This window comes from Mycobacterium tuberculosis complex sp. N0072 (genome assembly GCF_030323725.1).
Lineage (GTDB): Bacteria > Actinomycetota > Actinomycetes > Mycobacteriales > Mycobacteriaceae > Mycobacterium > Mycobacterium tuberculosis.
In genome coordinates, this window is sequence record NZ_CP040689.1 from 1453174 (window position 1) to 1466458 (window position 13285).

Consider the following 13285-nt stretch of genomic DNA (forward strand, 5'->3'; position numbering starts at 1 on the left):
ATGGGGCCCCGCCAGAGTAGCGCATCGCGGCTACCCACTGACCACCGCAACGGATTCGAAGCCCAACCACCTCAGCCCATAGGATGGACGTTCGTGACCCCCGCTGACCTGGCTGAGCTGCTCAAAGCGACCGCGGCCGCGGTGCTGGCCGAGCGCGGCCTCGATGCCTCCGCGTTGCCGCAGATGGTCACGGTGGAACGCCCGCGCATTCCCGAGCACGGCGACTATGCCAGTAACCTGGCGATGCAGCTCGCCAAGAAAGTCGGCACCAACCCGCGTGAGCTGGCCGGATGGCTTGCCGAGGCACTGACAAAGGTCGACGGTATCGCCTCGGCGGAGGTGGCCGGGCCGGGCTTTATCAACATGCGGCTGGAAACCGCCGCCCAGGCTAAAGTCGTTACCAGCGTTATCGACGCCGGCCACAGCTACGGTCACTCGCTGCTGCTGGCCGGGCGCAAGGTCAACCTGGAATTCGTCTCCGCCAACCCCACCGGACCGATCCACATCGGCGGTACCCGTTGGGCCGCGGTCGGTGACGCGCTGGGCCGTTTGCTCACCACCCAGGGCGCCGACGTGGTCCGCGAATACTATTTCAACGACCACGGCGCCCAGATCGACCGATTCGCCAACTCCCTGATCGCCGCGGCCAAGGGCGAACCCACGCCCCAAGACGGCTACGCGGGCAGCTACATCACCAACATCGCCGAGCAGGTGCTGCAGAAGGCGCCTGACGCGCTGAGTCTGCCAGACGCAGAGTTGCGCGAGACCTTCCGCGCAATCGGCGTCGACTTGATGTTCGACCACATCAAACAGTCTCTGCACGAGTTCGGTACCGACTTCGACGTCTACACCCACGAAGACTCGATGCACACCGGCGGCCGGGTCGAGAACGCCATCGCCCGACTCCGCGAAACCGGCAACATCTACGAGAAGGACGGCGCAACCTGGTTGCGCACCAGCGCATTTGGTGACGACAAGGACCGCGTCGTGATCAAGAGCGACGGCAAACCGGCATATATCGCCGGTGATCTCGCCTACTACTTGGACAAACGCCAACGCGGTTTTGACTTGTGCATCTACATGCTCGGCGCCGACCATCACGGCTACATCGCCCGGCTAAAGGCCGCGGCCGCCGCCTTCGGTGACGACCCGGCCACCGTCGAGGTGCTCATTGGGCAGATGGTGAACCTGGTCCGCGACGGCCAACCGGTCCGGATGAGCAAACGTGCAGGCACCGTGCTCACCCTCGACGACCTGGTCGAGGCGATCGGCGTGGACGCCGCACGTTACAGCCTGATCCGCTCCTCGGTGGACACCGCGATCGACATCGACCTGGCGCTATGGTCCTCGGCGTCGAACGAAAACCCGGTCTATTACGTGCAATACGCGCATGCCCGGCTCTCAGCGCTGGCTCGCAACGCCGCCGAACTCGCCCTGATCCCGGATACAAACCACCTCGAACTGCTTAACCACGACAAGGAGGGCACGCTGCTGCGCACCCTCGGCGAATTCCCGAGGGTGCTCGAGACCGCGGCCTCCCTGCGGGAACCGCACCGGGTCTGCCGCTACCTGGAAGACCTGGCCGGCGACTATCACCGGTTCTACGACTCGTGCCGAGTGTTGCCGCAAGGCGACGAGCAGCCCACCGACCTGCACACCGCGCGCCTAGCGTTGTGCCAGGCCACCCGTCAGGTCATCGCCAACGGGCTGGCGATCATCGGCGTCACCGCACCGGAGCGAATGTGAACGAGCTGCTGCACTTAGCGCCGAATGTGTGGCCGCGCAATACTACTCGCGATGAAGTCGGTGTGGTCTGCATCGCAGGAATTCCACTGACGCAGCTCGCCCAGGAGTACGGGACCCCGCTGTTCGTCATCGACGAGGACGACTTTCGCTCGCGCTGCCGAGAAACCGCCGCGGCCTTTGGAAGTGGGGCGAACGTGCACTATGCCGCCAAGGCGTTCCTGTGCAGCGAAGTAGCCCGGTGGATCAGCGAAGAAGGGCTCTGTCTGGACGTTTGCACCGGTGGGGAGTTGGCGGTCGCGCTGCACGCTAGCTTTCCGCCCGAGCGAATTACCTTGCACGGCAACAACAAATCGGTCTCAGAGTTGACCGCTGCGGTCAAAGCCGGAGTCGGCCATATTGTCGTCGATTCGATGACCGAGATCGAGCGCCTCGACGCCATCGCGGGCGAGGCCGGAATCGTCCAGGATGTCCTGGTGCGTCTCACCGTCGGTGTCGAGGCGCACACCCACGAGTTCATCTCCACCGCGCACGAGGACCAGAAATTCGGGTTATCGGTGGCCAGCGGCGCGGCCATGGCAGCGGTGCGGCGCGTTTTCGCCACTGATCACCTGCGCCTGGTTGGGCTACACAGCCACATCGGTTCGCAGATCTTCGACGTGGACGGCTTCGAACTCGCCGCGCACCGTGTCATCGGCCTGCTACGCGACGTCGTCGGCGAGTTCGGTCCCGAAAAGACGGCACAGATCGCGACCGTCGATCTCGGTGGCGGCTTGGGCATCTCGTATTTGCCGTCCGACGACCCACCGCCGATAGCCGAGCTCGCGGCCAAGCTGGGTACCATCGTGAGCGACGAGTCAACGGCCGTGGGGCTGCCGACGCCCAAGCTCGTTGTGGAGCCCGGACGCGCCATCGCCGGACCGGGCACCATCACGTTGTATGAGGTCGGCACCGTTAAGGACGTCGATGTCAGCGCCACAGCGCATCGACGTTACGTCAGTGTCGACGGCGGCATGAGCGACAACATCCGCACCGCGCTCTACGGCGCGCAGTATGACGTCCGGCTGGTGTCTCGAGTCAGCGACGCCCCGCCGGTACCGGCCCGTCTGGTCGGAAAGCACTGCGAAAGTGGCGATATCATCGTGCGGGACACCTGGGTGCCCGACGATATTCGGCCCGGCGATCTGGTTGCGGTTGCCGCCACCGGCGCTTACTGCTATTCGCTGTCGAGTCGTTACAACATGGTCGGCCGTCCCGCTGTGGTAGCGGTGCACGCGGGCAACGCTCGCCTGGTCCTGCGTCGGGAGACGGTCGACGATTTGCTGAGTTTGGAAGTGAGGTGACCCGTGCCCGGTGACGAAAAGCCGGTCGGCGTAGCGGTACTCGGTTTGGGCAACGTCGGCAGCGAGGTTGTCCGCATCATCGAGAACAGCGCCGAGGATCTCGCGGCTCGTGTCGGTGCCCCATTGGTCCTGCGGGGCATCGGCGTGCGCCGCGTGACGACCGATCGCGGCGTGCCGATCGAATTGTTGACCGACGACATTGAAGAGCTCGTGGCCCGCGAGGATGTCGATATCGTGGTGGAAGTGATGGGGCCGGTGGAACCGTCGCGCAAGGCGATCCTGGGCGCCCTTGAGCGCGGCAAGTCCGTCGTTACGGCGAACAAGGCTTTACTCGCCACCTCCACCGGCGAATTGGCACAGGCCGCCGAAAGCGCCCATGTTGATCTGTATTTCGAGGCGGCCGTGGCGGGCGCCATTCCGGTCATCCGTCCGCTCACCCAGTCGCTGGCCGGCGACACGGTGCTGCGAGTGGCCGGGATCGTCAACGGCACCACCAACTACATCCTCTCGGCGATGGACAGCACCGGCGCTGACTATGCCAGCGCCCTGGCCGACGCAAGTGCGCTGGGCTATGCGGAGGCTGATCCCACCGCAGACGTCGAAGGCTACGACGCCGCGGCCAAGGCAGCGATCCTGGCATCCATTGCCTTCCACACCCGGGTGACCGCAGACGACGTGTATCGCGAAGGCATCACCAAGGTCACTCCGGCCGACTTCGGATCCGCGCACGCGCTGGGTTGCACCATCAAACTGCTGTCGATCTGTGAGCGCATAACCACCGACGAAGGTTCGCAGCGGGTATCGGCCCGCGTCTATCCGGCCCTGGTACCTCTGTCGCATCCGCTTGCCGCGGTCAACGGCGCGTTCAATGCCGTGGTGGTCGAGGCCGAGGCCGCGGGCCGGCTGATGTTCTACGGCCAGGGCGCGGGCGGCGCGCCGACCGCCTCTGCGGTGACCGGTGACCTAGTGATGGCCGCCCGCAACCGGGTACTCGGCAGCCGCGGCCCCCGTGAGTCTAAATACGCTCAACTTCCGGTGGCACCAATGGGTTTCATTGAAACGCGCTATTACGTCAGCATGAACGTCGCCGACAAGCCGGGCGTCTTGTCCGCGGTGGCGGCGGAATTCGCCAAACGCGAGGTGAGCATCGCCGAGGTGCGCCAGGAGGGCGTTGTGGACGAAGGTGGTCGACGGGTGGGAGCCCGAATCGTGGTGGTCACGCACCTCGCCACTGACGCCGCACTCTCGGAAACCGTTGATGCACTGGACGACTTGGATGTCGTGCAGGGTGTGTCCAGCGTGATACGACTGGAAGGAACCGGCTTATGACCGTCCCGCCGACGGCCACTCACCAGCCGTGGCCGGGAGTGATTGCCGCGTACCGTGACCGGCTGCCGGTGGGTGACGACTGGACTCCGGTGACCCTGCTCGAGGGTGGTACTCCCCTCATCGCGGCAACTAATCTCTCCAAGCAGACGGGCTGCACGATCCACCTCAAAGTGGAGGGCCTCAACCCCACCGGCTCCTTCAAGGATCGTGGCATGACGATGGCGGTCACCGATGCCCTTGCCCATGGTCAGCGGGCGGTCTTGTGCGCATCGACCGGAAATACCTCGGCGTCGGCGGCGGCCTATGCCGCCCGGGCCGGCATCACCTGCGCGGTGCTGATACCGCAGGGCAAGATCGCGATGGGCAAGCTCGCACAGGCGGTCATGCACGGCGCCAAGATCATCCAGATCGACGGTAACTTCGACGACTGCCTGGAACTGGCGCGCAAGATGGCCGCGGACTTCCCGACGATTTCGTTGGTCAACTCGGTAAACCCGGTGCGCATCGAGGGCCAGAAAACGGCAGCGTTCGAGATCGTCGACGTGCTAGGTACCGCGCCGGACGTGCATGCTCTGCCGGTTGGCAACGCCGGCAACATCACCGCGTACTGGAAGGGCTACACCGAGTATCACCAGCTGGGCCTGATCGACAAGTTGCCCCGCATGCTGGGCACTCAGGCCGCGGGCGCGGCGCCCCTGGTGCTCGGCGAACCGGTGAGCCACCCGGAGACCATCGCAACCGCGATCCGCATCGGCTCGCCGGCGTCGTGGACTTCGGCCGTCGAGGCACAGCAGCAGTCCAAGGGCCGCTTCTTGGCCGCCTCCGACGAGGAGATACTGGCCGCATATCACCTGGTGGCTCGTGTCGAAGGCGTATTCGTGGAGCCCGCGTCCGCAGCCAGCATTGCGGGTCTCCTCAAAGCGATCGACGACGGCTGGGTGGCGCGTGGTTCGACGGTGGTGTGCACGGTAACCGGCAACGGTCTTAAGGATCCCGACACCGCGCTCAAAGACATGCCGAGCGTGTCTCCGGTTCCCGTGGACCCGGTAGCCGTCGTCGAGAAGCTAGGGCTGGCCTAGTGGCGATCGCAAGCGCGGCGGAGCCGGGTGCGGCGGGTCGGCACGGTTTGGATTGGGTGGCGATCGCAAGCGCGGCGGAGCCGGGTGCGGCGGGTCGGCACGGTTTGGATTGGGTGGCGATCGCAAGCGCGGCGGAGCCGGGTGCGGCGGGTCGGCACGGTTTGGATTGGGTGGCGATCGCAAGCGCGGCGGAGCCGGGTGCGGCGGGTCGGCACGCATGGTGACTCAAGCATTGTTGCCTTCTGGGCTGGTGGCCAGTGCGGTGGTGGCGGCGTCCAGTGCAAACCTGGGCCCGGGCTTCGACAGTGTCGGTTTGGCGCTGAGTCTCTACGACGAGATCATCGTCGAGACAACAGATTCCGGCTTGACGGTGACTGTAGACGGCGAGGGCGGCGACCAGGTGCCGCTGGGCCCCGAGCACCTCGTGGTCCGCGCCGTGCAGCACGGGTTACAGGCAGCGGGGGTCAGCGCCGCCGGCCTGGCGGTGCGCTGCCGCAACGCCATCCCGCACTCCCGCGGCCTCGGCTCCTCCGCGGCAGCAGTTGTGGGCGGTCTTGCGGCCGTTAACGGTCTTGTCGTACAAACGGATTCGTCACCATCGAGCGATGCTGAGCTGATTCAGTTGGCTTCGGAGTTCGAGGGTCATCCCGACAACGCGGCGGCCGCGGTTTTGGGTGGTGCCGTGGTTTCGTGGACTGACCACAGTGGTGACCGGCCCAACTATTCGGCCGTATCACTGCGGCTTCATCCCGATATCCGCCTGTTCACTGCGATTCCCGAGCAGCGTTCGTCGACCGCGGAAACGCGGGTGCTATTGCCCGCGCAGGTTAGTCACGACGACGCACGGTTCAATGTCAGTCGCGCGGCGCTGCTGGTGGTTGCGCTCACCGAACGGCCCGATCTGCTGATGGCGGCCACCGAAGATCTGCTTCATCAGCCGCAACGTGCCGCGGCAATGACAGCCTCCGCGGAATATCTTCGGCTGTTGCGGCGTCATAACGTGGCAGCAGCACTGTCCGGGGCAGGTCCTTCGTTGATCGCCCTGAGTACAGATTCAGAGTTGCCGACCGACGCCGTGGAGTTCGGAGCCGCAAAGGGATTTGCCGTTACCGAGCTGACTGTTGGCGAGGCGGTTCGCTGGAGCCCGACAGTAAGAGTTCCCGGTTAATCCGCAAGGTTGCGGGGGTTTGCTTGCTTCCGGCCAGGAAGCGGGCTATCCTCGGAGCCGTCCAGCAATCGCAGCATCTGCATACGTACTGCCTTGCCGCTAGGACAGCCACCAATTCTTCTTGTGGACGAGGTTCGCCGTATTCGCCGCTGATGGCGATCACCGTTGCAAAGTCGATGATTGGCGCACTCGGCGATTTGGCTGACTGCAACAAAACCCCGTATGACGTGATCAGCGGGGGAAGGAAAGGAAATCCGTGACCGATACGGACCTCATTACGGCTGGCGAAAGTACCGACGGCAAGCCGTCGGATGCCGCTGCCACAGATCCCCCAGACCTCAACGCCGACGAGCCGGCCGGCTCGCTGGCCACCATGGTGCTGCCCGAACTGCGTGCGCTGGCTAATCGAGCCGGCGTGAAGGGAACATCGGGTATGCGGAAGAACGAACTGATCGCTGCGATTGAGGAGATCAGGCGACAGGCCAACGGCGCCCCAGCCGTTGACCGGTCGGCTCAAGAGCACGACAAGGGCGACCGGCCGCCCAGTTCCGAGGCACCGGCCACCCAGGGGGAACAGACCCCGACCGAACAGATCGATTCCCAAAGCCAACAGGTCCGCCCGGAGCGGCGCAGCGCCACCCGTGAAGCGGGACCCTCCGGCTCCGGTGAGCGTGCGGGCACAGCCGCAGACGACACCGACAACCGCCAAGGCGGTCAACAGGACGCCAAGACCGAGGAGCGTGGCACCGACGCGGGTGGCGACCAAGGGGGTGACCAGCAGGCTTCGGGCGGTCAGCAGGCGCGCGGCGACGAGGACGGAGAAGCGCGTCAGGGCCGGCGCGGACGCCGGTTCCGCGATCGGCGGCGCCGCGGTGAACGATCCGGCGACGGCGCCGAGGCTGAACTGCGTGAGGACGACGTCGTCCAGCCGGTAGCCGGCATACTCGACGTCCTGGACAACTACGCGTTTGTGCGCACCTCCGGCTACCTACCCGGTCCGCACGACGTGTATGTGTCGATGAACATGGTGCGCAAGAACGGCATGCGCCGTGGTGATGCGGTGACCGGTGCGGTGCGGGTGCCCAAGGAAGGGGAGCAACCCAACCAGCGGCAGAAGTTCAACCCGCTGGTCCGCCTGGACAGCATCAACGGCGGATCGGTCGAAGACGCCAAGAAGCGGCCCGAGTTCGGCAAACTGACGCCGTTGTACCCCAACCAGCGGCTTCGTCTGGAAACCAGTACCGAGCGGCTGACCACCCGGGTCATCGACCTCATCATGCCGATCGGCAAGGGTCAACGCGCGTTGATTGTGTCGCCGCCCAAAGCGGGCAAGACAACGATCCTGCAGGACATCGCCAACGCGATCACCAGGAACAACCCGGAATGCCACCTCATGGTCGTGCTCGTCGACGAGCGGCCTGAGGAGGTCACCGATATGCAGCGCTCGGTCAAAGGCGAGGTCATCGCTTCAACTTTCGACCGGCCGCCGTCGGACCACACGTCGGTCGCCGAGCTGGCGATCGAACGCGCCAAGCGGCTGGTGGAGCAAGGCAAGGACGTCGTGGTGCTGCTCGATTCAATCACCCGGCTAGGCCGCGCTTACAACAACGCGTCGCCGGCGTCGGGCCGGATCCTGTCCGGTGGTGTCGATTCCACGGCGTTGTACCCGCCCAAGCGCTTCCTGGGGGCCGCGCGCAACATCGAAGAGGGCGGGTCGCTGACCATCATCGCCACTGCGATGGTCGAGACCGGGTCCACTGGTGACACGGTCATTTTCGAGGAGTTCAAGGGCACCGGCAACGCCGAGCTCAAGCTGGACCGCAAGATCGCCGAGCGGCGGGTTTTCCCTGCGGTCGACGTGAACCCTTCTGGAACCCGCAAGGACGAGCTACTGCTGTCGCCCGACGAGTTCGCTATTGTGCACAAGCTGCGCCGCGTGCTATCGGGCCTGGATTCCCACCAGGCCATCGACCTGCTGATGTCGCAGCTGCGTAAGACGAAGAACAACTACGAATTCCTTGTTCAGGTGTCCAAGACCACGCCAGGGTCCATGGACAGCGACTGATCCGGCGAGACGGCTCGCCGGGAATGTCCGCACGCATCTCGGTGTTTGGGGTGATAGCGGTTGACCTGGCATAATCGATGCTCAACGAGTTGGAACCGGACCAGGTTCTCGGCACGCCACGACGGGCGGCCACCGATCACAGAGGGCAGCATGAAATCTGACATTCATCCGGCATATGAGGAGACCACCGTGGTCTGCGGATGCGGCAATACCTTCCAGACGCGTAGCACCAAGCCGGGAGGTCGTATTGTGGTTGAGGTTTGTTCGCAGTGTCATCCGTTCTACACCGGCAAGCAGAAGATCCTCGACAGCGGCGGCCGGGTGGCTCGCTTCGAGAAGCGGTACGGCAAGCGCAAGGTCGGAGCTGACAAGGCGGTTTCAACCGGCAAATAGCTGGCTTACCGACGCCCGAACTGTGCACCAGCGGTACAGGACGGGCGTCGGTTCGCGTTAGGGTCCGCGCTCGCGGGAAGAAGGTTGACATGACGCAGCCAGTGCAGACGATTGACGTGTTGCTCGCCGAACACGCCGAGCTCGAGCTTGCGCTGGCAGATCCCGCGCTGCACAGCAATCCGGCCGAGGCGCGCAGAGTCGGGCGCCGGTTTGCCCGATTGGCCCCGATCGTCGCAACCCACCGCAAGCTGACGTCCGCGCGCGACGACCTCGAGACCGCGCGCGAGCTGGTGGCTTCCGACGAGTCGTTCGCCGCCGAGGTTGCCGCATTGGAGGCTCGGGTGGGCGAACTGGATGCCCAACTCACTGACATGTTGGCACCGCGTGACCCGCACGATGCCGATGACATTGTGCTGGAAGTCAAATCCGGCGAGGGGGGCGAAGAATCCGCGTTGTTCGCCGCCGATTTGGCCAGGATGTATATCCGCTACGCCGAGCGGCACGGCTGGGCGGTGACGGTGTTGGACGAGACCACCTCGGATCTGGGTGGGTACAAGGACGCGACGTTGGCGATTGCCAGCAAAGCCGACACCCCCGACGGGGTGTGGTCGCGCATGAAGTTCGAGGGCGGGGTGCACCGCGTACAACGGGTCCCAGTGACGGAATCCCAAGGCCGCGTGCATACTTCGGCGGCGGGTGTGCTGGTCTATCCGGAGCCCGAGGAAGTCGGCCAAGTGCAGATCGACGAGTCGGATCTGCGTATCGACGTTTTCCGGTCGTCCGGCAAGGGCGGGCAGGGAGTGAATACCACCGACTCCGCGGTGCGTATCACCCATCTGCCCACTGGAATCGTCGTCACCTGTCAGAACGAACGGTCGCAGCTGCAGAACAAGACGCGTGCGTTGCAGGTGCTGGCCGCTCGGTTGCAGGCAATGGCCGAGGAGCAGGCGCTGGCCGACGCGTCGGCCGACCGGGCTAGCCAAATCCGCACTGTGGACCGTAGTGAACGCATTCGCACCTACAACTTCCCGGAGAACCGGATCACCGACCACCGGATCGGTTACAAGTCACACAATCTCGATCAGGTGCTGGATGGCGATCTTGACGCGTTGTTCGACGCTCTGTCCGCCGCGGACAAGCAATCCCGGTTGCGACAATCATGACCTCCGCGCCGGCGACGATGCGGTGGGGGAACCTCCCGCTTGCGGGGGAGAGCGGCACAATGACCCTGCGTCAGGCGATCGACTTGGCTGCTGCGCTATTGGCCGAAGCGGGGGTCGACTCGGCGCGTTGCGACGCTGAGCAGTTGGCCGCTCACCTAGCGGGCACAGACCGCGGTAGGCTACCCCTGTTCGAGCCGCCCGGCGACGAGTTCTTCGGGCGCTATCGCGACATCGTCACCGCTCGTGCGCGGCGGGTGCCGTTGCAGCATCTCATCGGGACTGTGTCGTTTGGGCCCGTGGTGCTGCATGTCGGCCCGGGTGTGTTTGTACCGCGTCCGGAGACCGAAGCCATTTTGGCCTGGGCCACCGCGCAGTCGCTGCCGGCGCGGCCGCTGATTGTCGACGCATGCACGGGATCTGGCGCGTTGGCGGTCGCATTGGCCCAGCACCGGGCCAACCTTGGACTAAAGGCCCGCATCATCGGCATTGACGACTCCGACTGCGCCCTTGACTATGCCCGCCGCAATGCGGCGGGTACCCCGGTAGAGTTGGTGCGTGCCGACGTCACCACGCCCTGCCTGCTCCCCGAACTCGACGGACAAGTCGACCTGATGGTTTCCAACCCGCCCTACATCCCTGATGCTGCTGTTTTGGAACCTGAAGTAGCGCAACATGACCCGCATCACGCGTTGTTCGGCGGTCCCGACGGGATGACGGTGATATCCGCGGTCGTCGGGCTTGCTGGGCGCTGGCTGCGTCCCGGTGGCCTGTTCGCCGTCGAACACGACGACACCACGTCGTCGTCAACTGTCGATTTGGTCAGCAGCACAAAACTTTTCGTGGACGTACAAGCCCGGAAAGATCTGGCCGGACGGCCGAGGTTTGTGACGGCGATGAGGTGGGGGCACCTCCCGCTTGCAGGGGAGAACGGCGCCATTGACCCGCGCCAGCGACGATGCAGAGCGAAGCGATGAGGAGAAGCGGCGCCATTGACTGAGACGTTCGACTGCGCCGACCCCGAGCAGCGTTCGCGTGGAATCGTCTCTGCGGTAGGGGCAATCAAGGCGGGCCAACTGGTGGTGATGCCTACGGACACGGTGTATGGGATCGGCGCCGACGCCTTCGACAGCTCCGCGGTGGCCGCGTTGCTGTCGGCAAAGGGGCGGGGTCGCGATATGCCGGTAGGTGTGCTGGTCGGCTCTTGGCACACGATCGAGGGGCTGGTCTACTCTATGCCCGACGGTGCCCGCGAACTGATTCGCGCATTCTGGCCCGGCGCGCTCAGCCTGGTGGTCGTGCAAGCGCCGTCGCTGCAATGGGATCTTGGCGATGCCCATGGCACCGTGATGCTGCGAATGCCGCTGCACCCGGTCGCCATCGAGTTGTTGCGTGAGGTGGGTCCGATGGCGGTATCCAGCGCCAACATCTCGGGCCACCCACCCCCGGTCGACGCCGAACAGGCACGCTCTCAACTCGGCGACCACGTCGCGGTCTATCTCGACGCGGGTCCATCCGAACAGCAGGCCGGCTCCACGATCGTCGATCTGACCGGAGCCACCCCACGCGTCCTGCGGCAGGGGCCGGTCAGCACCGAGCGGATCGCCGAGGTACTTGGTGTGGACGCGGCCAGCTTGTTCGGCTAGCCGCCGAACGTGCACGCACTGCGAAGATTCGGCCAATTGTTCGCAGCTGTTGCACGTTCGGCGAGTGTTCAGCTCTCAGGTTGGTGCAGTACGGTCTCGAGGTGTCCAGCGATGTGGCCGGCGTTGCCGGTGGCTTGCTCGCCCTGTCCTATCGCGGCGCCGGTGTCCCGCTGCGTGAGCTTGCGCTGGTCGGGCTGACCGCGGCGATCATCACCTATTTTGCGACCGGTCCGGTGCGGATGCTGGCCAGTCGCCTGGGAGCCGTCGCCTACCCGCGGGAGCGAGATGTGCACGTCACGCCTACCCCTCGGATGGGTGGGTTGGCGATGTTCCTGGGCATTGTCGGCGCCGTCTTTCTTGCCTCCCAGCTTCCGGCACTCACCCGGGGGTTCGTCTATTCCACCGGCATGCCCGCGGTGCTGGTGGCCGGTGCGGTGATCATGGGCATCGGCCTGATCGATGATCGTTGGGGTCTGGATGCACTGACGAAGTTCGCCGGCCAGATCACGGCGGCGAGCGTTCTGGTCACCATGGGTGTCGCCTGGAGTGTCCTGTACATCCCGGTGGGTGGTGTGGGCACCATCGTCTTGGACCAGGCTTCCTCGATCCTGCTTACCCTGGCGCTGACCGTTTCGATCGTCAACGCGATGAACTTTGTCGACGGTCTCGACGGGCTGGCCGCCGGCCTGGGCCTGATAACGGCGCTGGCAATCTGCATGTTCTCGGTGGGTTTGCTTCGTGACCACGGTGGTGACGTTTTGTACTACCCGCCGGCGGTGATTTCGGTGGTCCTGGCCGGGGCCTGCCTGGGCTTTCTGCCACACAACTTCCACCGGGCCAAGATCTTCATGGGCGATTCCGGGTCGATGCTGATCGGCCTGATGCTGGCCGCCGCTTCCACCACCGCGGCCGGGCCGATCTCGCAGAACGCCTACGGCGCTCGTGATGTATTTGCTTTGCTGTCGCCGTTCCTGCTGGTGGTGGCGGTCATGTTTGTGCCAATGCTCGACCTGCTGCTAGCGATCGTCCGTCGCACCCGCGCCGGCCGCAGCGCGTTTAGCCCGGACAAAATGCACCTGCATCACCGGCTGCTGCAGATCGGTCATTCCCATCGGCGCGTGGTCCTGATCATCTACCTGTGGGTGGGCATCGTTGCCTTCGGCGCCGCGAGCTCGATCTTCTTTAACCCGCGCGACACCGCGGCGGTGATGCTGGGCGCGATCGTGGTCGCCGGCGTCGCGACACTGATCCCCCTGTTGCGCCGCGGCGACGACTACTACGACCCGGACCTGGACTAGCCCGGAGCCGAGAACTACGACAAGGAGTAGTAGTGGTGTCTACCTTGTGGTACGGTGCGGC

Annotated in this window: 11 protein-coding genes; all 11 read left to right on the forward strand. The window is 64.9% G+C overall.

What is annotated here, in order from left to right; all coding sequences use genetic code 11:
• Positions 1 to 93 precede the first annotated feature (93 nt).
• A complete protein-coding gene (gene argS / locus FF952_RS06885) occupies positions 94 to 1746 on the forward strand; it encodes an arginine--tRNA ligase (RefSeq protein ID WP_003406630.1) in 1653 nt (550 codons plus the stop codon).
• Positions 1743 to 3086, forward strand: a complete 1344-nt coding sequence (gene lysA / locus FF952_RS06890; protein WP_003406632.1) for a diaminopimelate decarboxylase — start codon at positions 1743 to 1745, stop codon at positions 3084 to 3086. Before argS ends, lysA begins: the two co-directional genes overlap by 4 nt.
• Positions 3087 to 3089: 3 nt before the next feature.
• Positions 3090 to 4415 carry a homoserine dehydrogenase gene (locus FF952_RS06895; RefSeq protein WP_003406648.1) on the forward strand — a complete coding sequence of 442 codons (1326 nt, stop codon included), beginning with the start codon at positions 3090 to 3092 and terminating at the stop codon, positions 4413 to 4415.
• On the forward strand, positions 4412 to 5494 hold the full coding sequence (gene thrC / locus FF952_RS06900) for a threonine synthase (RefSeq protein WP_003406652.1): 1083 nt from the start codon (positions 4412 to 4414) through the stop codon (positions 5492 to 5494). Before FF952_RS06895 ends, thrC begins: the two co-directional genes overlap by 4 nt.
• A 217-nt stretch (positions 5495 to 5711) precedes the next feature.
• Entirely contained in the window at positions 5712 to 6662 is a 951-nt protein-coding gene (gene thrB / locus FF952_RS06905) for a homoserine kinase (RefSeq protein ID WP_003406654.1), read from the forward strand.
• A gap of 256 nt (positions 6663 to 6918) precedes the next feature.
• Entirely contained in the window at positions 6919 to 8727 is a 1809-nt protein-coding gene (gene rho / locus FF952_RS06910) for a transcription termination factor Rho (protein ID WP_003898814.1), read from the forward strand.
• A gap of 150 nt (positions 8728 to 8877) precedes the next feature.
• Complete coding sequence (gene rpmE / locus FF952_RS06915) at positions 8878 to 9120, forward strand: 50S ribosomal protein L31 (protein WP_003406668.1); 243 nt, start codon at positions 8878 to 8880, stop codon at positions 9118 to 9120.
• Positions 9121 to 9209: 89 nt separating this feature from the next.
• Positions 9210 to 10283 carry a peptide chain release factor 1 gene (prfA, locus tag FF952_RS06920; RefSeq protein WP_003406670.1) on the forward strand — a complete coding sequence of 358 codons (1074 nt, stop codon included), beginning with the start codon at positions 9210 to 9212 and terminating at the stop codon, positions 10281 to 10283.
• A gap of 59 nt (positions 10284 to 10342) precedes the next feature.
• Positions 10343 to 11257 (forward strand): peptide chain release factor N(5)-glutamine methyltransferase, encoded by a 915-nt coding sequence (gene prmC, locus FF952_RS06925; protein WP_003917449.1) that lies wholly within the window; start codon positions 10343 to 10345, stop codon positions 11255 to 11257.
• A 15-nt stretch (positions 11258 to 11272) separates the two neighbouring features.
• Complete coding sequence (locus FF952_RS06930) at positions 11273 to 11926, forward strand: L-threonylcarbamoyladenylate synthase (protein ID WP_003406678.1); 654 nt, start codon at positions 11273 to 11275, stop codon at positions 11924 to 11926.
• A gap of 83 nt (positions 11927 to 12009) precedes the next feature.
• On the forward strand, positions 12010 to 13224 hold the full coding sequence (rfe, locus tag FF952_RS06935) for a UDP-N-acetylglucosamine--decaprenyl-phosphate N-acetylglucosaminephosphotransferase (protein ID WP_003898816.1): 1215 nt from the start codon (positions 12010 to 12012) through the stop codon (positions 13222 to 13224).
• The last annotated feature ends 61 nt before the right edge of the window (positions 13225 to 13285 follow it).